This is a genomic window from Streptomyces sp. NPDC046465 (assembly GCF_040646035.1).
Classification (GTDB): domain Bacteria; phylum Actinomycetota; class Actinomycetes; order Streptomycetales; family Streptomycetaceae; genus Streptomyces.
The window spans coordinates 274,510-298,634 of sequence record NZ_JBEYZK010000003.1; the positions used below are offsets into that span (position 1 = coordinate 274,510).

The 24,125-nt window shown below is 69.5% G+C and carries 40 protein-coding genes; 34 read left to right on the plus strand and 6 right to left on the minus strand.

What is annotated here, in order from left to right; translation table 11 throughout:
• Nucleotides 1-17: 17 nt before the first annotated feature.
• The 13 genes from ABZ953_RS06620 (at nt 18) to ABZ953_RS06680 (ending at nt 6,004) form a co-directional block, all read left to right on the plus strand.
• Nucleotides 18-653: a hypothetical protein gene (locus ABZ953_RS06620; RefSeq protein ID WP_361717739.1), complete on the plus strand. Its 636-nt coding sequence runs from the start codon at nt 18-20 to the stop codon at nt 651-653.
• On the plus strand, nt 637-867 hold the full coding sequence (locus ABZ953_RS06625; protein WP_361717742.1) for a hypothetical protein: 231 nt from the start codon (nt 637-639) through the stop codon (nt 865-867). The genes ABZ953_RS06620 and ABZ953_RS06625 overlap by 17 nt, the downstream gene beginning before the upstream one ends.
• Before the next feature lie 74 nt (nt 868-941).
• Nucleotides 942-2,180 carry a hypothetical protein gene (locus ABZ953_RS06630; protein WP_361717745.1) on the plus strand — a complete coding sequence of 413 codons (1,239 nt, stop codon included), beginning with the start codon at nt 942-944 and terminating at the stop codon, nt 2,178-2,180.
• Nucleotides 2,180-2,548 (plus strand): hypothetical protein, encoded by a 369-nt coding sequence (locus ABZ953_RS06635; RefSeq protein WP_361717748.1) that lies wholly within the window; start codon nt 2,180-2,182, stop codon nt 2,546-2,548. The genes ABZ953_RS06630 and ABZ953_RS06635 overlap by 1 nt, the downstream gene beginning before the upstream one ends.
• A gap of 14 nt (nt 2,549-2,562) precedes the next feature.
• Nucleotides 2,563-2,961, plus strand: coding sequence for a hypothetical protein (locus ABZ953_RS06640; protein ID WP_361717751.1), 399 nt, complete (start codon nt 2,563-2,565; stop codon nt 2,959-2,961).
• Nucleotides 2,961-3,224, plus strand: coding sequence for a hypothetical protein (locus ABZ953_RS06645; RefSeq protein ID WP_361717754.1), 264 nt, complete (start codon nt 2,961-2,963; stop codon nt 3,222-3,224). Before ABZ953_RS06640 ends, ABZ953_RS06645 begins: the two co-directional genes overlap by 1 nt.
• Nucleotides 3,225-3,278: 54 nt before the next feature.
• Nucleotides 3,279-3,647, plus strand: coding sequence for an HIT family protein (locus tag ABZ953_RS06650; protein WP_361717757.1), 369 nt, complete (start codon nt 3,279-3,281; stop codon nt 3,645-3,647).
• Nucleotides 3,644-3,832 (plus strand): hypothetical protein, encoded by a 189-nt coding sequence (locus ABZ953_RS06655; RefSeq protein WP_361717760.1) that lies wholly within the window; start codon nt 3,644-3,646, stop codon nt 3,830-3,832. Before ABZ953_RS06650 ends, ABZ953_RS06655 begins: the two co-directional genes overlap by 4 nt.
• Nucleotides 3,829-4,701 (plus strand): nucleoside 2-deoxyribosyltransferase domain-containing protein, encoded by an 873-nt coding sequence (locus ABZ953_RS06660; RefSeq protein ID WP_361717763.1) that lies wholly within the window; start codon nt 3,829-3,831, stop codon nt 4,699-4,701. Before ABZ953_RS06655 ends, ABZ953_RS06660 begins: the two co-directional genes overlap by 4 nt.
• Entirely contained in the window at nt 4,698-4,856 is a 159-nt protein-coding gene (locus ABZ953_RS06665) for a hypothetical protein (RefSeq protein WP_361717766.1), read from the plus strand. The genes ABZ953_RS06660 and ABZ953_RS06665 overlap by 4 nt, the downstream gene beginning before the upstream one ends.
• Complete coding sequence (locus ABZ953_RS06670) at nt 4,853-5,323, plus strand: LuxR C-terminal-related transcriptional regulator (RefSeq protein WP_361717769.1); 471 nt, start codon at nt 4,853-4,855, stop codon at nt 5,321-5,323. The genes ABZ953_RS06665 and ABZ953_RS06670 overlap by 4 nt, the downstream gene beginning before the upstream one ends.
• Nucleotides 5,320-5,628, plus strand: coding sequence for a hypothetical protein (locus ABZ953_RS06675; RefSeq protein ID WP_361717772.1), 309 nt, complete (start codon nt 5,320-5,322; stop codon nt 5,626-5,628). Before ABZ953_RS06670 ends, ABZ953_RS06675 begins: the two co-directional genes overlap by 4 nt.
• Before the next feature lie 55 nt (nt 5,629-5,683).
• A complete protein-coding gene (locus tag ABZ953_RS06680; RefSeq protein ID WP_361717775.1) occupies nt 5,684-6,004 on the plus strand; it encodes a hypothetical protein in 321 nt (106 codons plus the stop codon).
• 23 nt (nt 6,005-6,027) lie between these two features.
• On the opposite strand, the gene ABZ953_RS06685 is transcribed toward ABZ953_RS06680, so the two are convergent.
• Nucleotides 6,028-6,186: a hypothetical protein gene (locus tag ABZ953_RS06685; protein WP_361717778.1), complete on the minus strand. Its 159-nt coding sequence runs from the start codon at nt 6,184-6,186 to the stop codon at nt 6,028-6,030.
• 178 nt (nt 6,187-6,364) lie between these two features.
• Here ABZ953_RS06685 and ABZ953_RS06690 point away from each other — a divergent pair, with 178 nt between their 5' ends.
• From ABZ953_RS06690 to ABZ953_RS06705, 4 genes are all read left to right on the plus strand, one after another.
• On the plus strand, nt 6,365-6,670 hold the full coding sequence (locus tag ABZ953_RS06690; RefSeq protein ID WP_361717781.1) for a hypothetical protein: 306 nt from the start codon (nt 6,365-6,367) through the stop codon (nt 6,668-6,670).
• Nucleotides 6,667-6,921, plus strand: coding sequence for a hypothetical protein (locus ABZ953_RS06695; protein WP_361717784.1), 255 nt, complete (start codon nt 6,667-6,669; stop codon nt 6,919-6,921). The genes ABZ953_RS06690 and ABZ953_RS06695 overlap by 4 nt, the downstream gene beginning before the upstream one ends.
• Nucleotides 6,922-6,936: 15 nt before the next feature.
• On the plus strand, nt 6,937-7,182 hold the full coding sequence (locus tag ABZ953_RS06700; protein ID WP_361717787.1) for a hypothetical protein: 246 nt from the start codon (nt 6,937-6,939) through the stop codon (nt 7,180-7,182).
• Between the two features lie 68 nt (nt 7,183-7,250).
• Nucleotides 7,251-7,499 (plus strand): hypothetical protein, encoded by a 249-nt coding sequence (locus ABZ953_RS06705; RefSeq protein WP_361717790.1) that lies wholly within the window; start codon nt 7,251-7,253, stop codon nt 7,497-7,499.
• Nucleotides 7,500-7,548: 49 nt separating this feature from the next.
• Here ABZ953_RS06705 and ABZ953_RS06710 read toward each other — a convergent pair whose 3' ends face one another.
• Both ABZ953_RS06710 and ABZ953_RS06715 read right to left on the minus strand, forming a co-directional pair.
• Nucleotides 7,549-8,328 carry an aminoglycoside phosphotransferase gene (locus ABZ953_RS06710; RefSeq protein ID WP_361717793.1) on the minus strand — a complete coding sequence of 260 codons (780 nt, stop codon included), beginning with the start codon at nt 8,326-8,328 and terminating at the stop codon, nt 7,549-7,551.
• 219 nt (nt 8,329-8,547) lie between these two features.
• Complete coding sequence (locus tag ABZ953_RS06715) at nt 8,548-8,925, minus strand: hypothetical protein (protein WP_361717796.1); 378 nt, start codon at nt 8,923-8,925, stop codon at nt 8,548-8,550.
• 385 nt (nt 8,926-9,310) lie between these two features.
• On the opposite strand from ABZ953_RS06715, the gene ABZ953_RS06720 reads away from it, so the two are divergent.
• Entirely contained in the window at nt 9,311-10,126 is an 816-nt protein-coding gene (locus ABZ953_RS06720) for a hypothetical protein (RefSeq protein WP_361717799.1), read from the plus strand.
• 39 nt (nt 10,127-10,165) lie between these two features.
• On the opposite strand, the gene ABZ953_RS06725 is transcribed toward ABZ953_RS06720, so the two are convergent.
• From ABZ953_RS06725 to ABZ953_RS06735, 3 genes are read right to left on the minus strand one after another with little or no spacing between them, the layout of a single operon-like run.
• On the minus strand, nt 10,166-10,567 hold the full coding sequence (locus tag ABZ953_RS06725; RefSeq protein ID WP_361717802.1) for an NUDIX domain-containing protein: 402 nt from the start codon (nt 10,565-10,567) through the stop codon (nt 10,166-10,168).
• A complete protein-coding gene (locus ABZ953_RS06730; RefSeq protein WP_361717805.1) occupies nt 10,557-11,078 on the minus strand; it encodes a GntR family transcriptional regulator in 522 nt (173 codons plus the stop codon). Before ABZ953_RS06730 ends, ABZ953_RS06725 begins: the two co-directional genes overlap by 11 nt.
• Nucleotides 11,071-12,561, minus strand: a complete 1,491-nt coding sequence (locus ABZ953_RS06735) for a peptide deformylase (protein WP_361717808.1) — start codon at nt 12,559-12,561, stop codon at nt 11,071-11,073. Before ABZ953_RS06735 ends, ABZ953_RS06730 begins: the two co-directional genes overlap by 8 nt.
• A 531-nt stretch (nt 12,562-13,092) precedes the next feature.
• Between ABZ953_RS06735 and ABZ953_RS06740 the strand changes: the two genes are divergently transcribed.
• The 16 genes from ABZ953_RS06740 (at nt 13,093) to ABZ953_RS06815 (ending at nt 24,114) form a co-directional block, all read left to right on the plus strand.
• A complete protein-coding gene (locus ABZ953_RS06740) occupies nt 13,093-13,401 on the plus strand; it encodes a hypothetical protein (protein ID WP_361717811.1) in 309 nt (102 codons plus the stop codon).
• Complete coding sequence (locus tag ABZ953_RS06745) at nt 13,401-13,799, plus strand: hypothetical protein (protein WP_361717814.1); 399 nt, start codon at nt 13,401-13,403, stop codon at nt 13,797-13,799. Before ABZ953_RS06740 ends, ABZ953_RS06745 begins: the two co-directional genes overlap by 1 nt.
• Before the next feature lie 29 nt (nt 13,800-13,828).
• A complete protein-coding gene (locus tag ABZ953_RS06750) occupies nt 13,829-14,020 on the plus strand; it encodes a hypothetical protein (protein ID WP_361718261.1) in 192 nt (63 codons plus the stop codon).
• Nucleotides 14,017-14,427: an NUDIX domain-containing protein gene (locus ABZ953_RS06755; protein WP_361717817.1), complete on the plus strand. Its 411-nt coding sequence runs from the start codon at nt 14,017-14,019 to the stop codon at nt 14,425-14,427. The genes ABZ953_RS06750 and ABZ953_RS06755 overlap by 4 nt, the downstream gene beginning before the upstream one ends.
• 90 nt (nt 14,428-14,517) lie before the next feature.
• Nucleotides 14,518-14,787, plus strand: a complete 270-nt coding sequence (locus tag ABZ953_RS06760) for a hypothetical protein (protein ID WP_361717820.1) — start codon at nt 14,518-14,520, stop codon at nt 14,785-14,787.
• 17 nt (nt 14,788-14,804) lie between these two features.
• A complete protein-coding gene (locus ABZ953_RS06765; RefSeq protein WP_361717823.1) occupies nt 14,805-15,092 on the plus strand; it encodes a hypothetical protein in 288 nt (95 codons plus the stop codon).
• A 91-nt stretch (nt 15,093-15,183) separates the two neighbouring features.
• Nucleotides 15,184-15,618, plus strand: coding sequence for a hypothetical protein (locus ABZ953_RS06770; protein WP_361717826.1), 435 nt, complete (start codon nt 15,184-15,186; stop codon nt 15,616-15,618).
• A 34-nt stretch (nt 15,619-15,652) separates the two neighbouring features.
• Complete coding sequence (locus tag ABZ953_RS06775) at nt 15,653-16,003, plus strand: hypothetical protein (RefSeq protein ID WP_361717829.1); 351 nt, start codon at nt 15,653-15,655, stop codon at nt 16,001-16,003.
• A 25-nt stretch (nt 16,004-16,028) separates the two neighbouring features.
• Nucleotides 16,029-16,247 (plus strand): hypothetical protein, encoded by a 219-nt coding sequence (locus ABZ953_RS06780; protein WP_361717832.1) that lies wholly within the window; start codon nt 16,029-16,031, stop codon nt 16,245-16,247.
• On the plus strand, nt 16,247-17,404 hold the full coding sequence (locus tag ABZ953_RS06785; protein ID WP_361717835.1) for a hypothetical protein: 1,158 nt from the start codon (nt 16,247-16,249) through the stop codon (nt 17,402-17,404). The genes ABZ953_RS06780 and ABZ953_RS06785 overlap by 1 nt, the downstream gene beginning before the upstream one ends.
• A 64-nt stretch (nt 17,405-17,468) precedes the next feature.
• Nucleotides 17,469-18,038 (plus strand): hypothetical protein, encoded by a 570-nt coding sequence (locus tag ABZ953_RS06790; protein ID WP_361717838.1) that lies wholly within the window; start codon nt 17,469-17,471, stop codon nt 18,036-18,038.
• On the plus strand, nt 18,035-18,247 hold the full coding sequence (locus ABZ953_RS06795) for a hypothetical protein (RefSeq protein ID WP_361717841.1): 213 nt from the start codon (nt 18,035-18,037) through the stop codon (nt 18,245-18,247). The genes ABZ953_RS06790 and ABZ953_RS06795 overlap by 4 nt, the downstream gene beginning before the upstream one ends.
• 132 nt (nt 18,248-18,379) lie before the next feature.
• On the plus strand, nt 18,380-20,710 hold the full coding sequence (locus ABZ953_RS06800; RefSeq protein WP_361717844.1) for a hypothetical protein: 2,331 nt from the start codon (nt 18,380-18,382) through the stop codon (nt 20,708-20,710).
• A gap of 10 nt (nt 20,711-20,720) precedes the next feature.
• Nucleotides 20,721-21,218 carry a conjugal transfer protein TraB gene (locus ABZ953_RS06805; protein ID WP_361717847.1) on the plus strand — a complete coding sequence of 166 codons (498 nt, stop codon included), beginning with the start codon at nt 20,721-20,723 and terminating at the stop codon, nt 21,216-21,218.
• A gap of 32 nt (nt 21,219-21,250) precedes the next feature.
• Nucleotides 21,251-23,542 carry a hypothetical protein gene (locus tag ABZ953_RS06810; RefSeq protein WP_361717850.1) on the plus strand — a complete coding sequence of 764 codons (2,292 nt, stop codon included), beginning with the start codon at nt 21,251-21,253 and terminating at the stop codon, nt 23,540-23,542.
• A gap of 2 nt (nt 23,543-23,544) precedes the next feature.
• Nucleotides 23,545-24,114, plus strand: a complete 570-nt coding sequence (locus tag ABZ953_RS06815; RefSeq protein ID WP_361717852.1) for a restriction endonuclease — start codon at nt 23,545-23,547, stop codon at nt 24,112-24,114.
• Nucleotides 24,115-24,125: the final 11 nt, after the last annotated feature.

A 24,125-nucleotide genomic window follows, 5' to 3' on the forward strand; every position in this document is an offset into this window, starting at 1 on the left:
CCCGAAGGAGCAGCACCGTGACCACTTCCACTACGTCAGCGCCGACCGTCATCGCCCCGGACCACCGGGCTGCGCAACTCCACAACATTGGCGCCACTTACGGCGCCCTCCAGCCCGGCAAGCCGACGCTGCGCGAAATGGTCCTGCCCGACGGCTGGACCGTCACCCAGCGCGGCGAATCGGTGTGGGTGCACGACCAGCACGGCCGACGCCGCCTCGACATCGGCCCCGACGTCTTCACCGGGCGCCTTGATGTCCACTTCATCGAGGCGGGCAGCCACGCAAGGCACGTCGCCGAGTACGGAGCGACGCTCGTCCTCGACGAGTGGGCGACCCCCGGCGCCCTCCTCGCTGTGGTCGGGGAACGCATCGAGACCTACGTCCGGCTCATCTACGTGAACGAGTCCGGCGTCATCCGCTGGGCCGTCGAGCAGCCCCGTCACGCTGACACGCTCCGTGCGCAGCTCGAGGGATACCGGCGGAAGTTGACGGCCTACCGCGACGTGCTGCAAACGCTGACCGAGGCGATCACGTCCGGGTGGACGCCGGGATGGACCGACCAGCAGACGCACGTCCACCACGCCGACCCGGCGCGACCCGCCCTGTCATCTCTGACCCGACCCGAAGGAGCCCCTGATGCGCAGCAACTGTGAGACCACCAGCCAGACCACGTGCGACTACGAGGACAGCGACTACAAGCGCTGTCACGCCTACGCAATCACCGCCTTCTGCCAGACGACCGCGCCCGAGGAGCAGGCCGCTAAGCACGCCCGTGACCTTGCCGCTGACGGATGGTCGGACCAGGAGGGCAGGGACTACTGCCCGGACCATCCGATCGACATCAAGGCCAACGATCTCACCCCGTGATCACGCCAGCGCAGCGCCCGGGTCGTAGCCGGGCGCTGCACCCCCGACCCTCTCAGACCCGACCGGAGATGACCATGAGTGAGACCGACTACGAAGAGCACTACGAGCCCGCCCCGCTCGCCGACCGGTACCAGCTGGCGTGGCAGAACGCTCGAGCGCGCGCCCGTGTCCTGTCCGGCGAGCTGACCCGCCGTGCTCCGCTGCTCGGCGAGTACGCGCAGGCCGCGATCAAAGCGGAGCAGCGGGCGGCTGCTATGGAGCGCGGCATGCAGTCCACCGCCGCCGACGCGCTGAAGCACCGTGGCTGTCACCGGGAACTGATGGCGCAGTGCCAGCGAGCCGAGCAGGCCGAGGCAGAGGCGGAGCGGCTGCGTCCCGAGAACGCGCGGATGCGCCACGAGCTGGAGGTCATGTACGGCGGCGCCTTCGACAAGACGCCGTCTGCGCCTGCCGACGCCGACCTCCGCGAGCGGGTGGCTGCCGCGATCGCGGGCGTCGACGTCCCTGGCTGGCCGACCATGCCCTGCTACGAGGCGGCCGACGCCGTCCTGGCAGCCCTCCCCGTGGGGATGTCGGCCGACATTCGGAAGCTCGTCAACCGTCTCGTCGCCCACGCCAAGGGTTTCCAGGATGTGCTCGAAGAGTCCGACCGCGATCCGTGGGCACGGCTCGTCAGGGCTGACATCGACGAGCTGCGCACAGCGATCGCCACCCCATCCGAGCCCGCCGTCGCCGACCTTCGCACCTTCCTCCGTGGTGTGATCCGGGACTGCCCTGCCCGGTATCCCGACGACATCGCCGACCGGGTGCTGGCCGCCCTTCTCACCCGCTACCCGTTCGACGCGCAGGCCGGACTGCAACGCCTCGCCGACGCCCTGCGCGACCACGGCATGGTCCACCTCGGCGAGCAGGCCCCGGCTGACGAGTACGACTGCTGCGCCGATGCCGTCCTGGCCATCCTCCCCGCGCCCGCCGACCGGGCCGCCGTGCTGGGTGAGGCTGCCGACGGACTCGCCGCGTACATCGACCGCTACCGAGCCCCAAGCATCGCGAGTTGGTCCGGCGCCGTCGCGTTCCTCCGCCGCATGGCCGACGAGGCGAAGACCGTGGCGTACCGCACGTCCGGAGCCCGGCTGTTCTGCGTCATCTGCGCGCGGCAGGAATCCGACACCCAGCCCCTCACGCCCGCCGAGGTCAGCGACGACACCGTGTGCCACTTCTGCGGCGGCCGCGTCCTCGCCATAGCCGCCGAGAGCGTGGGCGCCGTCGTGAACCGCCACTTCGACGACGAGCAGCAGGCCAGGGAGGCGTGATGGCTGACGACCAGGTCACCTGGACCGGCAAGCACGGAACGCCGTGCGCCAACGAGCGATACCTCGCCCACTTCGGACTGCAGGTCGACCCGTGGCGCCTCGACGAATGCCGCGAGTGCGAGTTCTGCGGCTCCTGCCAGATCCACATCTGCTACAGCGACGACGCATCCACGCTCCTGCACTTGGACTGGTTCAAGGACTTCGCCACCCCCGGGGATCCCGAGTGCGGCCACATCGGCGGGCCCGCCAACCTCGTCCCCTCGACGTACCAGCCCCGGCCATGCAACCGCGTACCCGGACACGACGGGAAGCACCGGGCACGCATGGGCTGGTCCTGGCCCGCAACGAAACCCGCACCCACCAACTAGCCCCAGGAGGAACCATGTCCTACTCGCAACTGCTCACCCCGGAAGAGAAGCTGGCCGAGGGGATGAAGGCCCTCGGCATCGAAGACGTCGTTGTCCTGTGCGGCTCGATGCGGTTCGCCGACCAGATGGCCGAGGTTGCCATCGAGGAGTCGGTGGTCGGCGCGCTGGTGCTGAAGCCCGACTGCAACATGAAGATCGCGCACCGCCTGTGGGCCGACCCGGTCGAAGCGGACGCCCTGAAGATCCGCCTCGATGACCAGCACCGGCAGAAGATCCGTCTCGCTCACCGGGTGATCGTCGTCGGGGACTACGTCGGCGACTCGACCCGTGCGGAGATCGCCTACGCGCGGGAGCTCGGCAAGCCCGTCTGGTTCACGCACCCCGAGGTCGATCCGGACGGGGAGGTGGCGTGATGCCCATCGAGCCCGGCCAGATCTACCGCAGCCTCTCCAGCCGCCATCACCCGGTCGATGGTCTGACGCGCGTCAAGGTCGTCGGCAAGGTGCAGACGATCCCCGGTGTGTGGGGCTTCGGCAAGGTCGACATCGTCACCGTCACCCGCGACGGCCGAGAGATCCGGCGCCGCGCCATCGAAGCGACCAAGCTCCACGAGAGCGCCCTCACCAAGGACGGGCAGCCCCGCCGCACCGGATACATCCTCGAGCCCCCCAACTAGCCCCGGTGGGTGGCGGTCACGGCCGCCGCCCACCCCCAACCCGAAGGAGCACACGTGCACGTCCACGAACTCTGCCCGTTCTGCGCGATCGTCCTCGGACGTGCGCCCGCCGAGATCGTCCGCGAATTGGGTAGCGCCCTCGCCATCGTCCCGCTTGACCCCGTGGTCGACGGCCACCTGCTCGTCATTCCGAAGCACCATGTAGCCGACTTCGCCGACGACCCGTACATCACCGGGATCACCGCCCAGTGCGCCGCCGAACTCGCCCGCGATCTCGGCCTGGTGAGCGCGAACCTGATCACCAGCAAGGGGCGTGCCGCCACGCAGTCGGTCTTCCACCTTCACCAGCACCTGCTTCCGCGCGCCGAGAACGACGGGCTCGCACTGCCCTGGTACAGCGGGCGACGGAGAGCCGCCTCATGACCGCCCCGCGCTCGGGCGCCCGCCGTCCGCAGGCCCGCAAGTACGTCAACGCCGCAGCCGGGGAGATCCTCGCCCGCTGCTTCCCCGGCATGATCCCCGCCCGCGTCATCGAGGAAGCCCTCCGCGAGAAAGCCAAACGGGAAGGGCGACTCCCGCCGAAATCCCAGCCCAGGAGGACCCCGTGACCAGCCCAGAGCCCTGCCCGTTCTGCGAAATAGTCGCCGCACGTGCCCCCGCGACGATCCTGCGAGAGTGGAGCGACGCGCTCGCCATCAAGCCGCGCGGCGGCGTCAACGACGGGCACGTCCTGGTCATCCCGCGCACCCACGTCGCCGACGCCGGCACCGACCCGACGGTGTCGGCCCGCACCATGGCGTGCGCCGCCGAGCTGATGGCCGAGATGCCGAGCGCGAACATCATCACCTCGAAGGGCTCCGAGGCAACTCAAAGCGTCTACCACCTGCACCTTCACGTACTCCCTCGCAGCGCGGACGACAAACTACTTCTCCCGTGGACCCCGCAGCAGGAAGCAGCGATGAAGGCCGCCGGGGCCGAAGACGGGGTGAACGTCGTCTATGCCCGCGAGGAGATCCCCACCGGCGTCCCCAAGGTCTTCCTCGCTGGGCCCACTCCGCGCGCAGGCGGGAACGTCGAATCCTGGCGCCCGGCCGCCATCACCGAGCTCGCCGCCCAATGGAACGGAGAACAGCAACTCACAGTCCTCACACCCGAATCGCGGGGCGGTAAGCGCGCAGCCCACTACGACGACCAGGCCGGCTGGGAGACCGCCGCCCGGAAGGCCGCCAGCGCGATCCTGTTCTGGATTCCCCGCGACCTCCAGACGCTCCCCGGCTTCACCACGAACGTTGAGTTCGGGTTGGACGTTGGCAGTGGCAAGACAGTCCTCGGTTGCCCCCCGGACTGCCCCAATCCGGAACGCAACCGGTACCTGATTTACGTGGCCCGTCGGCACGGCGTTCCGGTGTGCACCAGCCTGACCGAAGCGGTGAACGCCGCCATCGCCGTCGCCGAGATCAACGAAGGTGCGTCATGACCACCCGGATGGCCATCGAACCCTGCGGCCCCTCCGACGCCGACCTGTTCACCGAACCCGACCCCGACGAACGCCCCGCCGACATACGCGGGCAGCACGTCACGGAGGAACAGTGGGCCGACGTGCAGGATGTGCCCGCAGGGGAGTGGCTGTGAGGACCGCGCCGAACCTGACCACCCGTGAGCTCGAGGTCCTCCAACTGATCGCCAACGGCTTCACCTACGCAGAGATCGGTGAACACCTTTCGGTTGGGATCGATGGCGCCAAGGGCAGCGCCAGCCGCCTCATGGTGCGCCTCGGAGCGCTCAACGCCCCGCACGCGGTCTTCCTCGCCTGCCAGGCCGGAATCCTCCGCGGTCGCCCCGGCAGACCCCCAGGGCCGCCCCGACGGCCCCTCACGGCCCGGCAGGCCGAAGTCCTCACCGCCGCAGCTGACGGCGCCCCCCTCGCCGTCGTCGCCCGGCGGCTCGGTATCACCCGCGAACAGGTCTCCTCGCGGCTCTCTGAGGGGTACCTCCGCCTCGGCGTCACCCACCTGCCCCGCGGCCAACGACGCGCCGCAGCCGTCGAGACGGCCCGACGGCGCGGACTCATCCCACCCGCCAAGGAGAGCGCCGCATGACCGCCACCCCGCCCGCGCCCTGCCCCGTGGACCTGATTACCGCCGCCCGAGCCCGGCTGCTGGCCTGGGCCCGGGACACGATCATCGCCGACGACCCGGCCCTGTCCGCCCGCCACCGCCGAGGCCTCGCACAGCTCGACGACCCGGACCCGGCCGTGAGCAAAGCCGGAGTCGACGACCTCAGCGCCGTCCTGCACGAAGCCACCGACCGCGCCGGAGGACAACCCCAACACCTCGCCGGACCGTCGATCGCCGAGCCAGCCGCGAACGACCGCAACTGGGACGTCGAACAGGGAGACGAGTGACCAGGTGCCGTCAGCCGCGCCGCCGCCCACCCGTCCCACCAGCAAGGAGCACGCCATGAAACTGGGCACCGTAATCGTTCACGATCCGCGCCTGGACATCGACCGCCGGTTCGACATCGCGAAGATGGAGTTCAGGGACGGGAGCCTCTACCTCGAAGCCGGTGCCGTCATCCGGGTGGCCGGGTCCGTCGAAGACAGCGACGTCGTATCCGTACACGATCCTGCCGGACGGCTCGTCACCCGGTACTGGCTGACCATTCCCGGCCGCGGCTACCACTTCGAACGCGGCGACCGATTCGTACTCATGCTGCCCATCAGCCTCGGCGGCCCCGGCGGCATGGCCTTCGCCGACTCCACCCTCGACATCGACCTATGAGGCCGCCCCGCCCACCAGCGCCGTCACCCCCGCGACGGCACCCGGGCGGCCAAATTCGACAGCAGCACCCCCGCTGCCTCCACATCCGGCTGGTCGCCGGACGCGATCGCGGCCAGCACGTCGAGCACGTCGTGCGCCTCGGCCAGCGACAGGAGGGGGAGCAGGGGCTCGTCGTCATCCATGACCCGCACAACCGGCGATCTGCCGGAGCGGACACGGGCTGGCCGCCGTCCCCTCCGCACGCCGACCAGGGCACGCGAGTGACGCGATCTGACCTGCGACAACACTGAGACCGGTATCAGAACGGTATCGGTCTCGGTACGCTCGACATGGAAAAGCCATCTTCACCCGGAGGCAGCGATGAGCGGCGGGCCGTGGACCATCGACGCGATCACTCACGCGATCCCCGTCGCGGAAATGCGCCAGACGTTCCTCCGCGAGGTCAACCTCACCCCGCTCCCGGACCTCCCTGACGTCCTCGCCCGCTGGCAGACCTTCGTCGAGCGCTGGCAGACCGAGACCGCCCCGCACGTGGACGACGTGCTTGAGTACGCCCGAACTCACGACGGGCAGCTCCCGCCGGAGTACGCCGACGACGGCGGCACCGGCGACTTCCTGAACGAGCTGCGAGAGAGCACGGCGAAGCGGCAGACTAACGCGGCGTGACCTACGAGCTCATTGTTCCGCCCAGCATCCGCCGGCAGATCAAGACACTGCCCGTAGGAGACCAGGCCGAGCTCATCGCCTTCTTCGACCGCCTCCCCACGGAACACGAGTGGGTCACCGAACCCTACGGACATGACGTCCCCGGGCCCGTCCGGATGCGCACCGCTGGACTCAGCCGCCTCGTCGTGGTGATCCTCGTCAGCGACACCACCGTCACGATCACCGTCGTCGAGATCGTCGACGCACTCTGACCCACGGGAGCAGCCGTGACCGACTGGACCCCGCCCCCGCCCGGCGACACCCGAGAACAGCTCCCCGACGACATCCTCCAGCTCATCGACGTCCCGTCGTACACGTCGACCGCCTGTGAAACCGCCCAAGCCCTCACCGCCGCCGCGGACCGGCACCCCGGCCAGGCAGGGGACCTCGAGGAGTGGGCCCACCGCATGCACCAGCGGTGCCGACGAAATCACAAGTTCACCGGCGTGCACTGCGACTGCAGCTGCCACTGAGGCGGACACCGGGCGTTGCCACCTGGCCAGCCCGGCGAGACGCTGGACAGCGACACAAGGAGCACCTGATGGCCTGGGTTGATCGCCAGCACATCCCCGCCCTCGAGCAGGACTGGCGGTACACGCGCCTCATCAACGCGACCCGACGGCTCCTGGAGGAACGCATGCCCGCCTGCGGCAACTGCGTCGGAGGAACCATCACCGTGCAGGACGCCAACGGGAACGAGACCGTCGTTCAGTGCGACGCGTGCGGCGGAACCGGCGAAGTCGGGACCATGGCCGACAACGAAGACGACGGGCAAGCCAGCGGACGGTAGGGCGGCACCAAGCCAGGGGAGAATCGCCCCCGGGCGGCGCCGGACGCTGTCACACGCGGGCCCCGGCGAGCAGCGACCGGAACCGCCCGTTACTCGGCAGGCAGTCGACCCGCCCCACCTGCGCCTCCCACTGCCGGCACGTCCCGGCAACGAACGCAGCGACCGCCCCGGCGTGCGCGCCCGTCCATACCGAAAACTGGTCCAGCCAGTCCAGCGCCTGACCTGCCGTCGCCCCGTCCTCCATGAGGCGCACCGCCGTGCACGCCGCATCCACCCACGCCGGACCCGCCGCAGGCATCGCCCAGTCGACCAACCACGCCCGCCCACCGCCGACCAGAAGGTTGTGCGGATTCGTGTCCGTGTGCAGCAGCATCCCGCCGGCCAGCAGACGAGCCTCCTCCGCATCCAGGAACGAGGCCAGCCGGACCGCCAACTGCGGCACCTTATGCGGGGCCCGAACCGTGGCCGCCGACGTCAACGCCCGCGCAACAAGGGGCAGATCCGCCGAGCCGGGGGACAGATCCGCATGCCGACCGTCCACCCAGTCGAAGCCCAGCACCTCCCAGCCCGCCGCCTCCACCCGCCACCGCAGCGCCGGTGACACGGCGCCCGCCACCGGCGCCACCAGCTGCTCCCAGCGCTGCCCGGCCCGGCCCTCCGCATCTGGGGCACCCTTCACGAAGACGGGCCCGTCCGCCGTATCCAGGCGGGCCGCCAGCGAGCAGGTGAAGCCGAACTCCACCGCGGTTACATCCAGCACCGGCCCGGCCGCACCCGCAACGGCGCTGCGAACCTCGCCAGGCAGATCACGCCAGGCCACACGCGGCATCACAAACACCCCTCAACGCGACGGAAGAGGTCGCCGAAGCAAGCCCCTTCCGCAAAGTACGCTACGCGGTCGCCCCGCACTTACGACACCGCTGCTTGCCACTCCACTGCGTCCACTCATGATCGCAATCGGCCATCGTGCACCCCTTCCCGACACCTCAACCCAGCCTCAGACAACGACTGCTCCAGCGGAAGGGCACACGTGGAGCGCACAACAGCGTCACAGCTCCAGCAGCGCCCAGCGCCGGTTGCCCGGCTCATCCCCGTCGGTGTCCGCGCCGCACGACAGCACCCCGAGCGTCGCGACCGACGGCAGGAACGACTCATCAGCCGCACCCGGCCCGTCGAGGTGGGACAACACCATGATGAGCGCCGCACCGTCCTGATCGGCCACATGCACCGTGATGCGCCGGCCGCCATCCCCGAGCGCGGCCCGAGTCAGACGCCGGGCCACCGCCGCATACCGCTCTTGCTGCGCCGCGGCGCCGAGGTACCCCCAGGCGCGCAGTTGCTCGACCACCCGCATTCCGGCCTTCTTCTCCGACCACGGAGCGTTCTCCAGAGGCCAGTTGGCCGCACGCCGATTCGCGATCAACACCGACGGACGCCGACGAGTGGGAGGCGCCGCAGCCCGCTTCGTCGGAGGCTCCGGAGGCGGCGGAGACGGAGGCTTCTTCGGAGGCGGAGGAGTCTTCGGCGGATAGTCCGGCCGCGGCCTCGAAGCCGCATCCTGCCGCGCATCATCCATGAAACGACCGTACCCCCGCACACCCGAGCGGGACCCCGACACGGCACGACTCAAGCCCAACGAGGGACAGCAGCGCGGCCCCGACGCTGGCCGACGATGACGGGCAGGCCGACGGTACGTAGAGCGACATGGTACGCGCGCCGGGTATGCGCCCCCATTGGCCGGTTCACGCGCTTGTCGACCATTCAATGGGCCTCCACTCTGGCGACGTCAGCTGACGACCACAGGGGGGCCTATGGCGATCTTCGGCAACGACAACGCAGAGCTGCTACGGCAATTGATCGCGCAGCTGAGCCAGATCGGAACAGACGTCACGGCGCTTAAGCAACAGGCCGCCGACCAGCAACTTGCCATCGATCAGATTCGGCAAGACACCACCGCCGCCATCAACACCGGCCTCACCGAGAACCGGGCTGTGATCCGCGACGGACTTGATCGCACCCGCGACACGATCGGCGACCCACTCACACGAATCAGCACCGAACTCGTCGCCATCCGCGGCAGCGTCAACGGCCTCGACGGTCAACTCAGAGCACTCGGCGACCAAGCGCCTCCCGCCCCGCAGACCGCACAGGAGCCCGCCCCAACGCCGAGGCCGGAACCCGCTGAGCAAACCGACAGCGAGCGCGTCGTCGCCCTCACCGAGCCCGTCGACTACGACCCCGACATGCCCGACAGCGCAATCCTCACGGCCGCAGCCGGCGTCGCCCACGCCACCCTCGAAGCCCACCGCGATACTTGGGCGTTCCTCGTCCAGACGGCAGGTAACGCCGAGCACTTCCACATCCCTGGCGCCGTCAACGATCAGGACGGCTTCGTCGAAGTCCGACTCTCCGGCCCCAGCCTCGTCGCCGCCATCATCAGCCTGGCCCACGTCACCCGCGACACGGACAGCCCGGTCACCCGAGCCATCGCCGACCACATCCAGGGAAAGATCACGGACGCCGTGCAGGCCATCATCGACAGGCCCCGCATCCATGGTCCCGGTGCAGCCGTCCGTATCACCATCGATGACCAAGCCCAAGCCGACGATGACAGAGACGAGCCGTAGCAACACGATGCCCCCGCACCGATATGGGGCATCGGTATGTCAGGAAGGTCGAGAAGGCCCCGCCAGGTACTCCCACACCGGCCCGTACACGCCGCCAGGGATCCACGCCTGCATCTCGTCCACCGTCACCCACTCCACCGCCGACACCTCTCGCGGCGACGCCGCCCGTGCCTCACCGGACACCCACCGGCACGCCACGTACACCACCCGCCGCCCCGTCACCGGATGCACCCGCTCACCGATCACCTGGAGCGGCTCGACCGTGACGCCCGCCTCCTCCAGCGCCTCCCGGGCCGCGGCATTCAACGGCGTCTCGCCCGGGTCGATCTTCCCCGCGGGGAACTGCCAGACGAGGGCGGCCTCAGGGGCGGTGCGGCGGATCAGGAGGACGTCGCCCTCGTGTTGCACCACCGCTGCGACGACGGTCGGATCAAGCGGCACGGCGGAGGCATTGGGGGTGCGGTGCCACGAATAGCCCGTGCCCCGACTCGAAGCGGAGGAGACCCTCACGCTGAAGTAGTCCGGCTGCTTTGCTCGCGATACGCATGCTTACCCCGGCAGCAGTGCCGAGAGTCCGCAACGAAGGGATCCGGTAGCCCACAGGCCAGGCACCGCCCAGGATCTCGCAACGCATCAGCTCAGCGACCGGTACGACCTTGAGGCGTGCGGTGACGGGGGTCCACGACGTCGGGTCGAACTCCACGTCGTCGTAGTTGTGCTTGCGGTTGTAGAGCGGCTTCTCGGTCTTGACCGCCTCCTCTTCTGCCCGAAGGGCGAGGGGGCGTGTCGGTAGCCACTCGTCGACGCGGCGCACCGCCCGCTTCGGCCACGAGTCCGGTCGTCGCTCGTAGAGATGCGCCCTGCTGCGGAAGTCGGGATTGTTCGAGATCCCGACGTACAGCAGTACGCCGTCGGCGTCGAAGTACCGGTACAGGGCCGTCCGTTCAGTCACTCGGACGCCCTCCGTAGCTCCATGTCTTGCCTGTCCCGCGGTACTCGGAGACGGGGATGGGCTCGACGCCGTCCCGCATTCGCGACCGGTACAACTGGCCGTGAAGATGGTCGACTTCGTGAGCGACGAGGCGGGCCAGGCCGCGCTCAAAAATGGTGATGCGCTCGGTGCCGTCGATGTCGGTGTGCTCGACAGAGACGGCGAGCGGGCGGGGGACCTTGCCCCGGACGTCGAAGAACGAGAGGCAGCCCTCGTACTGCTCGTCGCTGTCCGGCGACTTTTCGACGATCGTCGGGTTGAACAGCGTGATCGACTCACCGTCGGGGGTGCGGACGATCGCCGCAGCCCGGTCGATGCCGACCTGAGGTGCGGCCATACCCATGCCCTTGCCGAACACGTGGACCGTAGCGGCCCGTTCGCACGCGGAGACCAGCTCGGCGACGACTCTGCGGGCATCCTCGGCCTCGGCCGGGAGATCGAACCTACGCGCAGTCTTGGCGAGGATCGGGTCGCCCTCTTGGACGACGCCGACGGCGCGCATCCTCTCGCTGGCCGTCGCTTCGGGCACGGTCTCTGTCACCTTTTGGGACTCCTCGAGGTCGGGGCGCTGGCGGAACTTCCATTCGAGCCGGTACCTGGCGTGTAGCGGAGGGTCCTCCGTCGACCACGAGTAGATCCGTCGGCCGCCCGCTTCGGCGCGCCGGATAGGCGTCCGCAGGGGGCCGCCCTCGGCGGTCATGGTCGTCTCGGTGCCCCACACAGTGGGGTCGATCTCAGCCGGGAAGTCGAGGCGCACGCTCATGCGGTGCGTCGGGAGACGTACCGCGCGCTGGAACCAAGATCCCCACTTGTCGTCACCAACGGTGTAGCTGTACTCAAGCCAGGCGGATTCGCCAGGATATAGCGGCGATTGGTCGAAGAGCAGCCAAAGCTCCTTGAACGCGTCACGATCATGCTTTACCCGCCACGTCAGCGGCTCGCCGTCGAACGCGGCGCTGAGGCTGATCTCTTCCCAGGTCAGCGGGTTCTGCCGGTAGTGTTCGTTTGATCGCTCAGGGTCGCCGGGGTAGCGGTCGACGGAGATCCGGATGAGGTAGCGGGTCACCGGGTCGGGGGAGTCGTTGTACAGGCGGCGGCGCTGCGTGGCCTGGTAGACGTGCCCGTCGTAGTGCAGCGTCGTGTCCTCGTGCTCGACGATCAGGTTCGTCGTGTGCGAGTCCTCGCCGTTCGAGGCAGGGTGCGGGGCCACGGGGTGGCCGTGCTTCACGATGTCCCGGAACGCTCGGCGGATCGCCCCGCCAGCCTGCAGGGCATCGTCCGCCAGGTTGGCGAACTCCTCGGAGGCGGGCAGCTGTCCGCCCTCGACCTTCGACACGTAGGACGGCGTGTAGCCGACCTCGCGCGCCAGCTTCGACTGGCTCTTGCCGCGAATGTCACGCCAGTGCTTCAGCTCGGCGATGAACGCCTCGGCTGCCGCCTGCATGGCCGCCCCCTGTGCCTATGAGTGAGTTGTGAGTGATCGACTCTCAGGCTGCCGTCACACCCCGCGTAGGCGGTGTCCTTACTGGCGAGAGGCGGGAATCCCCGCCGCGCCACGAGGAGCGTTCGTGACGACAAGATCCAGAGATTACGGTGCTGGAGACGGCTTCGGAGGTCGCCTCGGAAGGTCATCTGTGTCGTGTGCAAGCCAGCTCAAAAACGCGCAGATGTACGCGTTCATATCGGAGTCCATCGCCTTCACGGCCGCTGCGGCGCGCGCGTGCAGGTCCGGTTCGGGCCGGTACGTGCGAGCTGTCTTCTTGTGGACTCCATGCGGCATGGAGAAATCTTCGCACGGTGGATTGCCACCAGTCCACACGTGGGCTTATCTTGGTGGAGTGCCACCATGGCAGGCGTCTTCCACCGCCCGCATGGCCCAGGCATGCAAACGGCCCCGCCACGGGCTTCCACACACCGCGGCAGGGCCTAACCGATCAGGTCTGTAGAGGAGACTCTGATGGCTATTGCTCATTCTATGGGTGCATCTGCTGGGGCTATCGCACCCCCCGCGTCGGCCTCGACTGCCGACCGTCTACTGTCGGCTCCCCTCGAGCGGCTGCTCGTCGAGAACAACGCCGAGCTGATCGACAGCTCGACCACGGACCCCGGCTTCTTCGGCGCGGTCGTTCAGCGCAAGGACGGTGACGTCTTCCTGACTATGCCGACCGGCCGCTCGGAGCTGGAGCACGACACGATGGCCCGCTATCTGCTCGCGCAGATCTTCGACATCGACCTGCCCAAGCTTCCCGCCCCGTTCATCACGACTAGCGCGGGGAGGTCGTGATGGCCACGGCATCCCCCGCACCCACTCCTGCGTTCACCCGTGAGGTTCTGTCGGACTTCGCTAGCCGTATCGCACGCACTCCTGACCGGGTGTTTTCGTCGGAGCAGTTGCGGTTCACGTTGACGATGAGTGCGCGTCTGACGCCCGACACCGCCGCCGCGAACGAGGCTGCGTATGAGGCGTGGTCGGTGAACCGGCATGGTTCGTGGCGTACCCGTGAGGCCCGGGAGCGGGCGATCCGGGAGGCTCACGAGATCGCGGACCTGGTGTGGTCTGAGGCGTCCGCGGATGCCGAGCGCGCGCATGCCGTGCTGTTCGCTGGCGCCGGTGAGACGGTGACGGCGGCGGTCCTGGTCGAGCGGATCGAGGGCCTGCTGGCCGAATCGGGGGCGAAGTGATGAGCACCCCGACCCTGAGCCCCGCCGATGTGGCCGCGCATGCTGCGGGCTCCTACGTCCGTCGCCGCATCCTGCACCGTGTCCCTGCGGGTGGTCCGCGTGGCAGCTGGTCGGCGGAGGAGTTTGCCCGCGACCAGCGTGAGGCCGGTGTTCCGGCCGAGGTTGTGATGGACCTCGCGTCGGATGACTTCCTCGTCGTGGTGAGGGCGGTGTCGTCGTGACTGCCCGCGAGGTTTTCACCGCTGATGTTGTGGTCCTGTCCCGGGATGGCCACGTCCTGCTGGTGGAGCGCAGTAAGCCCCCGTTCAAGGGGTATTGGGCTCTTCCCGGGGGTCACGTCGATCCGGGTGAGTCCGCCCTCGCGGCCGCTGCCCGTGAGCTGGCCGAGGAGACGGGCGTCGAGGTCGACGTGCGTGATCTCCGCCGGGTCGGGGTGTTCGATGCTCTGGGCCGTGATCCTCGCGGCCGGTACGTGACCGCGGCCTTCCTGACGGTCCTGCCCGCTGGGGCGCCGCTGTCGGCCGGTGATGACGCTGCCGCCGCGGCGTGGTGGCCGCTGGATGGCCTGCCGATGCTCGCGTTCGACCACGCGGAGATCCTCGCCGTAGCCACCGCCGCCACACGCTAGTCCCCATTGCCGCCGTGGTGGCGGGGTTGCCGACATCCCCCAGGCCTCCGCCGCCACGGCTCCACTTCACCGACTTCGGAAGGACCCGCCATGCCTCTCCCTGCCTGGAAGAAGGGCCGTCTCGCGGCCGAGGCCAACAACCGGCCCGATGTCTGGAACGGAAAGGCCCTCCCCGACCGGAACGTCAGCCACACCAACATCAACTACCGGCTGTACGACCGCCGAACCGGGACGCTCCTCAGCTTCAACTCCACCAACAGCCTCGACTGCCTTGTCGCTGACGTCCTCCGCACTCGTGACGAAAACCCCACGGCCCAGATCGTCGCTGTCGAATACGACGGCCCGGCTTACCCCAACTAGCCCAGGAGCCCGCCACCATGTCCGCCACCATCGCCCCCGCGATCCTCGTCAACGACATCGCGTTTGTCGCCGAGGAGAAGCCCGCTACCACCCCTCAGGAGCTCGTCGGGCAGCTCCAGACGGCTGCTCACCGTCTCGGCTACAACGCCGGGATCAACGGCGCAGAGGATCTGGAGACCGCCGCCGCGTACCTGTCGGACGCCGTCACATCAACGGGCAGCAAGCGACAGGTCCTCCTCGACCAGGCCGTCGAGTACCTCGTTAACACGGCCGACATGGTCGACGAGCACCGGCTCATGGTCTGACCACCCCATGCCGCCTCGGTGGCGGGTGTTCACGGTTCCCCTCCACTCCGCCGCTACGGCTTCCTCTTCTCTTCGAGCCCTGGAGGGCTTCATGACGTACATCTCGATCGCCCCGGACCTGAAGTTTGAGGTAGCCCAGATGGTCCGAGCACGCCGCAAGGCCATCGCGGCGGAGGCGGACAAGGGGCGCAGCTTTTACGGCAGCACGGACCGCGATGAGGCGGGCAGCTTCGGCACGGCCGGCGGATCGCAGGTCACTGTCCACGCGGTCGTCCGGTCGAGCGAGGAGCGGAAGCCGGGCCCCGTGTACGGCTGGGAGATCCAGGTGCGGGTCGGTGCCGTCGCCAAGTGCCACGGTCACGGCTGCGTCAGCCCCGACTTCGAGAAGCAGCACGACGCCCACTTCCTCCTGGACGACGACGCCGACGTCACTGCAGCGGCTGTGTTGCCGATGGTGCAGGCGGCCCGTGAGTGGGCGCAGGCGCACGCCGAGAAGTGCCGCGCCCAGCCCTACACCGGCCGCTAGCCGCCCCCACATTCCCATCTTGGAGGAGACAGCTGTGAGCGACAGGGACTACCAGCCGACGCAGGCCACCGACGAGAACGGCGAGTTCGTCGGTACCTACCCCAGCCCGTTCCTGGCGAAGGCCGCCGCTCGGGAAGGCCGGGTGGACGGGCCGGAGGAGCGGCGGGAACGCTACGACGCCCGCTCCGAACTCACCTCGGCCCTCGACACGATCCACCTCGCCACCGACAACCCGCAGCTGCTGGCCGCCGCGCAGGACGTCTTCGACACCGCCGTAGCCCTCGGAGACGCCGCCGACGACGACCAAGTCGAGACGACCGGGCTGCACGCCCGGAAAGCCCACACCGTCCTGCGGCTGGCAGGCGCCCGAGCACTGTACGGATGACCGTCCCACCGGGAGAGGACTACTCATGCACACCCACGACATGCGGCCTGCCGCATTCCTGGCCTGGATTCTCGGCATCGCCTTCGTGATCGCCTGCCCGCAGGCGTTGTCGGTCGCGCTCGCCGCGTTCGGCTGGCTGTTCGCTGATCCGGCCGGCACCACTCTCCTCGGCCTGGCGTTCGTCGCCTCCCTGCTCTCGTGTGCCCGGTCCCGCTACCGCGGCTACACGGTCGGGCGGTCGTGATGGAGACCGAGCTGGTGCTGGCGACGGTGCGCGATCGGTGGCTGCTGGTGCTGCCCGGCGCGATCAGCTTGGCGCTGCTCTTCATGCTCCTCCGCCGCCGGAAGGACAGGGTGCGGAAGCGCCCGCCGCTGGCAGTGGTCGTTGCTTCCTTCGCCGCGATCGGCTGCACCGCCTACAGCGCCGACACCAGTTGGCGGTTCGCTGAGCATCGGCTCGACATGACCGAGGGCGTCGAGCGCGGTGTGATGTTCGCCGCGGCGGAGCTTGCGCTGTTCGCCTGCGCGCTCATGGCGCGGCAGAACCTGCGTGAACGGGGTACCCCCGGAACTCCGGGACTTCTCGTCTGGGCGGTCACCCTCGTGCAGGTCATCCCCGCCTACACCGAGTCGGGTGTGCTGGGCGGCACGGTGCGCGCCGTGGTCGGCCCGGTCCTGGCCGCGGTCCTGTGGCACATGGCGATGGGCCTGGAGCTGTGGCATGCCAAGCCGGGCGCCCTCTCCTCGAGCCTGCCGGCGGTCATCGAACGCGAGGTGCGCGAGCGGCTGCTGTCCCGGCTCGGTCTGGCGACGCGGGACCGTACCGCGGAGCAGATCACCCGCGACCGGGCGACCGTGCGTGCGGTGCGGCTGGCCTCACGTACCGGCCTGCGCGCATGGGGCAAGCACCGTCTCGCCGCAGCTGTAGCCCGGTCGGGTGCCGGTGTTGACGCCGGGCAGCGGGACGTCCTCCTGCAGCTTCTGGCGGCCCGGCGCAGTGCCGAGTCGCTGTCGACGATCGTGCTGCCGTCGCCGTTCGAGGCGGAACCAGAAGGCGGAACCGCAGCGGAACCAGTTCCGGCCCGAGTTGTGCTGGTTCCGGTTCCGGACCGCGACCGCCGCCTGGTTCCGGCGGGGGCGGAACCGCGCCCGGAACTACAAGCCGTGCCGGAACCAGCCCCGGAGGCGGAACCGAAGAGCGCCCCGGAACCGGCACGGCGGAACCGCCGGACGACCCGCAAGAGCGAGAAGAACTCGGCGTTCAACAAGCACGTCCGTTCCGCCCGCCGCTGGCTCGACGCCGACCCGAAGCTCTCTGGCGCCGACATCGGCAAAAAGCTCAAAACCAGCGACCGCTACGGCCGCAAGGTCCGCACCGCGGCACTCGCCGAAGCCAGCTGAACAACCGCTATCGCGGCCGGTGGCCGCGTGCACCGACGACCGACCCAGGCAGGGAGTGAACCCGATGGACATCGGCGAGATGCTGACCCGCGACGGAATGCGCGACTTCACCAGCGATCAGCGCGACACCTACGTCAACGACGCCACCGAAATCCGGCAGCTCGGCCTCATCTTCAAGGCCCGTATCGGCCAGACCCGTATCGACGGCGACAAGCCCTGGTCAGCCAAGCGCCGTGCCCACAAGGTCGGCCGCCGTGTCGACGAGGTCGCCCGCCTCCTGGAGAGGGCCGCCGCGAAGGTCGAAGCCCTCGACGCCACCTACGGCAGTGAGGTCCTCGACCTGCCTGAACGTCGCGCCAAGGCTCTGGCCAGGAAGCAGCAGCGCCGCGATGCGCGGGAGTTGACCCGGCGGAAGGCGCAGGCCCTCACTGGCCGCACCCTCGCCGAGTCCGCCGCCGGTCTGGCCGCCGACCCGCGTACCGAGAAGAACCAGGCAGCCCCGCCGATGCCGCAGAGCCCGCCGCCGGTGTACGTGCACCCGCACGGATTCCAGCAGCCGCCGACCGGAGCGTTCGGTGAACCGCTCGAGGACATCACCAGCTACTTCGCCAACGACTTTCCGGAGGCGCGGTGACTGCCCCGATCGACCGACAGAAGAACCAAGCGGAGTACTGGAACCAGCGGCAGAAGGCCGCTGCTCTCCTCGGCCCGGACGCGGTCGCCGCGGTCTGGTACGACGCGTGCCGCATGGTCGCCCGGCAGTCGCAGAAGCACGGCGACACCGAGGTGTGGAACCGGCTCGCGTCCCACCTGCACGACTTCTTCCAGCATCACAAGGCGTGACTGGACTTCGTCATCATCACCTCCCGGATACGCGGTGATGAGTTGCCCAGCCTGCGCGCACGTCGTGCGCGCACCTGCGCGCGCGAGGCTCTCTGAATCATCACTGTCTGTCAACCCCGAAAGGAGGCTCCCATGAGTGACGAGCACGGCTCTGACGGCGATGCGCGGATCTTCAACTTCCCCCGGATCGGCTTCAATGTGCCGCCTGCCGGCTCCACCGGCCAGGGGGCTCCGGCGGGCCCGGTCATTCCGCCTCCGCCAGCTGCCGCACCGTCAAACGGAACCGGCGGAGCGCGGGTGCGGCGCAGTCCCCTGCAGACTCTGGACGCGCTGCACAGCCCCGCCCTGGCCCGCCCCCCGGTCGTCGCCACCGGCAGCCCGGAGGGCGGTCTCCCCGACACCTTCCGCGGCCCCCATGCGCCCGAGCCGGCCGGGCCGCGGATGGGCGCCCTGTCGATGGCCGCGGTCCTGGCGATTGCCGTGGCCGCGTTGCGCGGGGCGTGCATCGTGCTGGAGGACTGGCGTCAACGCCGTCTGGAGAAGGCCGAGGAGTCCAAGCCGCTGCGGGAGGCGCGCGCCAAGCACAGGCTGGCGATGGCGCAGGCCGGGCACGCCAGTCAGGAGGCCGCCGCGAAGAGCGGCGCCGCCGGGGATCAGGCGGCGGCCAAGCATGCGCAGACGCTTCGCGGGATCCGCGACAAGAGTGCCGCGCAGCGCGCCAAGCAGAACAGCAGGGTGCCTTCCAGTGCGGAGTTCGGCCAGAAGGCGGCCGGCGGGCGGGGCGCTCAGGGAGCGGGCGGCAAGGGGCCGGGTTCTAGCGGGGCGAAGAGCCCCGGCGTGAAGCAGAAGGACACCGTCCGGGGCCCGAAGCCCACCCAGGACCGCGGTCGCGGCTCCGGCTCGGGTAAGGACCCGGGGGGTGTCAAGAAGCCGGACACCGGCGTCCGGAAGAACGATGCCGTCGGCAAGACGCCTCAGGCGCCGGACAAGAAGCCGCGCACCAAGATGCCGGACGCCCCGGGCAAGCAGAAACCGAAGTCGCCGGTGCAGCCCTCCCAGGGCGCCGGGCCGGGCCTGAAGAAGCACCTGCCCGGCAAGGACGACGGCCGCACCCGGCTGCCGAAGGCGATGAAGGACCATGCGCAGCGGGCCGCCGAGAAGCGGCTGCGGGAACGCCGCAAGAACCCCGACAAGCCCGTCGCGTGGAAGCACGACCCCGCCAAGGGCCCGAAGACCAAGAACGGTTCCAAGGACGCCTCCAAGCAGCGGCCCGGCAGCAACGGGCCCACGACGGTCAAGACACCGAAACCCGACCCCACCGCCAAGCCCCCCGGCACGCCCAAGAACACCACCGGAGCCCGCCGCACGAAGCTGTGGGACGCCCTCAAGAAGGACACCCAGACCGCGGCGACCGACCGGTGGGCCAAGCGGGGCGGCGGCCGCGGGGCGCCACCGCTATGGAAGACGGAGAAGCAGCGGCGGAAGAAGCAGGAGCAGCAGCCCAAGGCGTCCACGACACCCAAGTCGAAGAACCCCAAGCCCGGACCGCACGGCAACAGCCAGAAGCGGCAGCCTGAGACGCCGGGCGGCGGCGGAACCCACAACGGCAGCCGGGTGAAGGACTGGTGGACCAAAACCCGCGATCGGGCCCGCCGCGAGGCGGGCGGCTGCAGCGGCTGGATGAGGGACGACGACTTCGGCCCACCCATGGCCGACGAGCAGCCGCCCGCCCCCGGACCGGACGGCGCTGGCAGTGCCGGACCGTCATCCGGCAGTCATTCGCAGCGGCGCAGCCCGTACCAGAACGCTGGCCAGGCCTCCCAGCAGACCGGGCACTGGTGCGAGGGCCGCGCCGACAAACCCGACCCGAAGCGCTCGCCCGCGGCCGCGATCGACCAGGGCATCCCGGGCCTGCCCGCCGCACCCGAGCCGCACACCCAGCGTCCCGGCACCAGCCGCCCCCGCCCCGTCCACCCGATGCCGCCCGCGGCCGCACCGGACTCCCGCACCTCCGGCAAGGAGCGCCCCCGCATGACGGTCCCGCACCCGCGCGCCATGGGCGGCCAGCAGATGGCCGCCGAACACGAAACCGAGATCACCCTCGATGAGTCCCTCGACCAGCTCGGCGAGCTCACCAACGACGGGTTCACGACCCACGAGCAGAGCAGCCGCATGGCCCAGCGAGCCCGTGCCCTGCGGGGCGCCTTCAAGCAGCTCGCCGCCTACCTGGCGACCAAGCACAACCTGACCGGCCCCAAGTTCAGTGCGGCCATGGCGTTCCTCGCCGAGTCCATGGACGTCCTCGCCACCAGCGCCGAGGACTTGAACCGCTCCGCGCTCTATGCGGCCGAGGCGTGCGAGACCGCCGACAACGAACTCAACGACGCCTACCGGCCCTACACGCAGGAAGCCGCCGACCGCGGCCTGGCCGCCCCGTCCGCCCCCATCCACAACCAGACCTGAGGAGGCCCATGTGAGCGACGCGCAAGCCATCGAGCCGACCGCGGTGCAGACCGGTGCGGAAGCCGCCGCAACCGCCAGCGCTCCGCCCGCCACCGTCGACGCGCCCGCTGCACCGTCGCGGTGGTCGGGGCTGATCCACGGCATCATCAACTTCGTCACCCTGACCGCCCGGATCACCGCGCTGGTCACCGCCGCGATCCTCCTCAAGGAGGGCATGCACCGCCTCGAGAGGCGCATGAACCGCAACGCGGCCACCGCCCGGCGCCTCGCCGAGTACTTCAGCCAGGCCGGAGTCGACCCCTACCACCAGGGGCTCGCCCTGGAGGCGTCCAAGGCCTTCAACGCGGCCGCGGACGACGCCGCCGGCGTTACCGAGGCCGCCGACAGCATGCAGGCCCGCGCCCAAGCCGTCGACGACGCCCACAAAACCGAGTACGGCGGCTTCTACGAGCTGTCCAAATCCTCCCGCTATAACCAGCCGAAGCCCGGCTTCAACAAGGTCCCCTGACCCCGCCCACCTCGACTCGAAAGGACACGGCCGTGGCCCTGACCGGCAAACTGCCCGACCTCGCCCCGACGACGCCGCCGCGGATCGTGCCCGCCCGCAGCATCCGCCGCCGCAAGTGCCTGGAACGCTTCGTCTACGGGGCTGCGGCGCTCGGCCTGACCATCGCCCCGCAGCAGCCCGGGGACTGGTGGCCCGCCCACCTCGGCGCCGCCGGAGTCGGGGTCGGGACGATCGTCTGGCTGTGGCGGCGCTTCGACCGCGAGCCGCTGGGCTGGACTCTGCTGCGCTCCGCGCACCGCTGCACCCCGGCCGTCCTCGGCGCCGGCGCTTACCTCACCGCGCTCTGCACCCCGGGGGCCGCCTGGTGGGAGTGGCTGCTCGGCCCCGCCTGGGGAGCCGTCATGTCCGCCACCACCCCCCTCACGGCTGCTGCGCGCCTCACCCCCGAGCAACTCCTGATCGAGGCTCCCGAAATGGCTCCGGTGCCCGTGCAGGCCGTGCCGGTCAGCTACGCGACCTACCGGGCCGCGCAGTGGGACACGGCGAAAGGCACGGCGACCACCAAGCTGACGAACGTCACCCAGTTCACCGGCCTCGACGGGCAGCCGGTGCCCGACTTCTGGGGCATCGTCATCGCCGAGGCGGGCGACGCGGTACCCGACCTGAACGACACCGCGCTCGCCGCAGTCTTCGATCTCCCTCCAGGCACGGTGAAGCTGCAGCTCATTCAGGGCTCCGGGCCCGGCCGGAAACTCCTGACCGCCCGCCCCACCCTCGACGCGCTGGCCCAGCAGGACACCGACCCGGTCCACCGCATCTTCACAGAGAAGCTCGCCCGGCCCAACGGGGGCGCCACCGGCATGCTCCTGGTCGACTACCGGATCGAGCCCAACCGGATCGCGCTGCGCGTCACCGCCCCCGACGACCAGATGATTCAGCTCAACCAGATGCAGGTCGCCCGATCCCTCGGCTATAAGGACGCCAGCCTCATCATCGTCGAAACTGATGGGCTGGCCGACGGCGTCGTCTCCGTCTACCAGGACCACCCTCTGCTCAATGTCCGCGAAGCCACCGTCGAGGACCTCACCATGGACGCCGACGGCACCATCGCCATCGGCCTGCGGCCCGACGGACGCCAGGCCCGCGTCTCGCTCTACGACCCGCAGATGGGCGCGGTCACTGACCTCTATGTCGGCGCGCCCGGCGCGGGGAAGTCCGTAAGCCTGCTCACCCTGCTGGCCGCCGAACGCATCAACGGCATCGTCTCCATCGTCGCCGACGCTCAAGACGGCATGTCGATCCCCGAAGCCGAAGGTCGCGTCTACCACTTCGGCAAGGGTGTCGCCGCGGTGGCCGCAACCCTCGCTGCCTCCAACGACCTCGGCAAATACCGGGAGAGGATCAGCGCCGCCAACGGGTGGGGGTCCTTCGAACCCGGACAGCCCTGGCGCATCGCCAACGAAACCCTCGATGAGCTCAACCGGATCCTGTCCGCCGACTCCCCCGTCCCCCGCCTGTTCCGTAAATGGGTCACTGGTCTGGTCGGCGACAGCCAGTCCACAGGCCGCAAGCTCGGCAAGGGAAACCGGTTCGCCGCCCAGTCCATCCACCTCGCCGACCTGGGCGACAAGGACCGCATCCGCGCCAACTCCAAGAACGGCACCGTCTGGCTGGGCCGCACCAACTCCTCCACCACGCAGCACATGGCCACCGACGGAGTGCTGCCCCCCGGCGTTACACCGGAGCCCATCCCGCGCTACTTCAAGCTGGGCTCCGGCAGTGACATGGACGCCGCGTTCCACGGCATGGAGGTCAAGAACGGCCCCATCACCGCCGGAATGGCCAACATCATCCAGGGCGGCACGCTGTTCCTCTCCCGCACCTGGTTCGCCCGCAAGGAGAACAAGACCTACCCCGGGCTCATCGCCCTCATGGAGAGCGCCCCGCTCCCGCGCCTGACGCCCGAGGAAGACCGCGTCTTCCAGGAGTCCTACACCAAGTGGCTGGACTACGCCGAGCAGCTCCTCGCCAGTGACGACGTCGACGGCAGTAGCGATTACACCGCCGCGGAAGTCACCGACGCCCGCGAGCTCTTCGAAGACGAGAGCGACAGCCTGTCGGCCAGCGCCATCAAGCGGCGCATCCTCGACGTCCTTGCCGATGGCCCCATGGCCCTGCGGGATGTCCGCAAGCGGCTCCCCGAGTTCGCACCCGGCAGCGTCAACAACGCCATGGGGGAGCTCCACAACTACGACGGCCTCGTCGAACCTGCCGGACGCCGCGGCACCTACCAACTAGCCGACCCCGCCCGAACGGAGCACTGACCATGGCCCCACGCAAACACCGCATCAACGGCTGGGCAGCAACCGCCACTGCCGTGCTCTTCCTGACCGGACTCCGCTCGGCATTCGATCACCCTGCCCTCGCAGCCCTCGTGCTCGCCGCCGCAGTTGCCGCCACGGTCGTCGCGAGGCGCATACGCAGGAAGGCGAGAGCCGCACGGCGGGGAGCGGTCAACCTGCATCAGTTGGAGCCGGTCGAGTTCGAGCACTTCCTCGCCGACCTGTGTCGCCGCGACGGCTGCCGGGGCGTCCGCGTGGTCGGCGGCGCGGGTGACCTTGCCGCCGACGTCCTGTACACCGATCCCCGCGGACGCCGCGGACTGATCCAGGCGAAGCGGTACCAGCGTGGCAACGGCGTCGGCAACGAGCACGTGCAGATGGTCAACGGGACCTACCGCGACGCCCACGGCTGCGCGCACGCCTCCATCGTCACCACCTCACATTTCACCCCCGCTGCGAAGCAGTTCGCCTCACGCGTTGGCATAGCACTCGTCGACGAATCCCGCCTCAACGCATGGATCGGTGGCCGACGCGCTGCCGCCCCGTGGAACTGACCCGCCCTCCG

Excerpts from the sequence above, each read along its gene's own strand:
- ABZ953_RS06625 (WP_361717742.1), top strand. The coding sequence starts at position 637 with ATGCGCAGCAACTGTGAGACCACCAGCCAGACCACGTGCGACTACGAG.
- ABZ953_RS06630 (WP_361717745.1), top strand. The coding sequence starts at position 942 with ATGAGTGAGACCGACTACGAAGAGCACTACGAGCCCGCCCCGCTCGCC.
- ABZ953_RS06635 (WP_361717748.1), top strand. The coding sequence starts at position 2,180 with ATGGCTGACGACCAGGTCACCTGGACCGGCAAGCACGGAACGCCGTGC.
- ABZ953_RS06640 (WP_361717751.1), top strand. The coding sequence starts at position 2,563 with ATGTCCTACTCGCAACTGCTCACCCCGGAAGAGAAGCTGGCCGAGGGG.
- ABZ953_RS06645 (WP_361717754.1), top strand. The coding sequence starts at position 2,961 with ATGCCCATCGAGCCCGGCCAGATCTACCGCAGCCTCTCCAGCCGCCAT.
- ABZ953_RS06655 (WP_361717760.1), top strand. The coding sequence starts at position 3,644 with ATGACCGCCCCGCGCTCGGGCGCCCGCCGTCCGCAGGCCCGCAAGTAC.
- ABZ953_RS06665 (WP_361717766.1), top strand. The coding sequence starts at position 4,698 with ATGACCACCCGGATGGCCATCGAACCCTGCGGCCCCTCCGACGCCGAC.
- ABZ953_RS06675 (WP_361717772.1), top strand. The coding sequence starts at position 5,320 with ATGACCGCCACCCCGCCCGCGCCCTGCCCCGTGGACCTGATTACCGCC.
- ABZ953_RS06680 (WP_361717775.1), top strand. The coding sequence starts at position 5,684 with ATGAAACTGGGCACCGTAATCGTTCACGATCCGCGCCTGGACATCGAC.
- ABZ953_RS06685 (WP_361717778.1), bottom strand. The coding sequence starts at position 6,186 with ATGGATGACGACGAGCCCCTGCTCCCCCTCCTGTCGCTGGCCGAGGCG.
- ABZ953_RS06690 (WP_361717781.1), top strand. The coding sequence starts at position 6,365 with ATGAGCGGCGGGCCGTGGACCATCGACGCGATCACTCACGCGATCCCC.
- ABZ953_RS06705 (WP_361717790.1), top strand. The coding sequence starts at position 7,251 with ATGGCCTGGGTTGATCGCCAGCACATCCCCGCCCTCGAGCAGGACTGG.
- ABZ953_RS06710 (WP_361717793.1), bottom strand. The coding sequence starts at position 8,328 with ATGCCGCGTGTGGCCTGGCGTGATCTGCCTGGCGAGGTTCGCAGCGCC.
- ABZ953_RS06720 (WP_361717799.1), top strand. The coding sequence starts at position 9,311 with ATGGCGATCTTCGGCAACGACAACGCAGAGCTGCTACGGCAATTGATC.
- ABZ953_RS06735 (WP_361717808.1), bottom strand. The coding sequence starts at position 12,561 with ATGCAGGCGGCAGCCGAGGCGTTCATCGCCGAGCTGAAGCACTGGCGT.
- ABZ953_RS06740 (WP_361717811.1), top strand. The coding sequence starts at position 13,093 with ATGGGTGCATCTGCTGGGGCTATCGCACCCCCCGCGTCGGCCTCGACT.
- ABZ953_RS06745 (WP_361717814.1), top strand. The coding sequence starts at position 13,401 with ATGGCCACGGCATCCCCCGCACCCACTCCTGCGTTCACCCGTGAGGTT.
- ABZ953_RS06760 (WP_361717820.1), top strand. The coding sequence starts at position 14,518 with ATGCCTCTCCCTGCCTGGAAGAAGGGCCGTCTCGCGGCCGAGGCCAAC.
- ABZ953_RS06765 (WP_361717823.1), top strand. The coding sequence starts at position 14,805 with ATGTCCGCCACCATCGCCCCCGCGATCCTCGTCAACGACATCGCGTTT.
- ABZ953_RS06770 (WP_361717826.1), top strand. The coding sequence starts at position 15,184 with ATGACGTACATCTCGATCGCCCCGGACCTGAAGTTTGAGGTAGCCCAG.
- ABZ953_RS06780 (WP_361717832.1), top strand. The coding sequence starts at position 16,029 with ATGCACACCCACGACATGCGGCCTGCCGCATTCCTGGCCTGGATTCTC.
- ABZ953_RS06785 (WP_361717835.1), top strand. The coding sequence starts at position 16,247 with ATGGAGACCGAGCTGGTGCTGGCGACGGTGCGCGATCGGTGGCTGCTG.
- ABZ953_RS06790 (WP_361717838.1), top strand. The coding sequence starts at position 17,469 with ATGGACATCGGCGAGATGCTGACCCGCGACGGAATGCGCGACTTCACC.
- ABZ953_RS06800 (WP_361717844.1), top strand. The coding sequence starts at position 18,380 with ATGAGTGACGAGCACGGCTCTGACGGCGATGCGCGGATCTTCAACTTC.
- ABZ953_RS06815 (WP_361717852.1), top strand. The coding sequence starts at position 23,545 with ATGGCCCCACGCAAACACCGCATCAACGGCTGGGCAGCAACCGCCACT.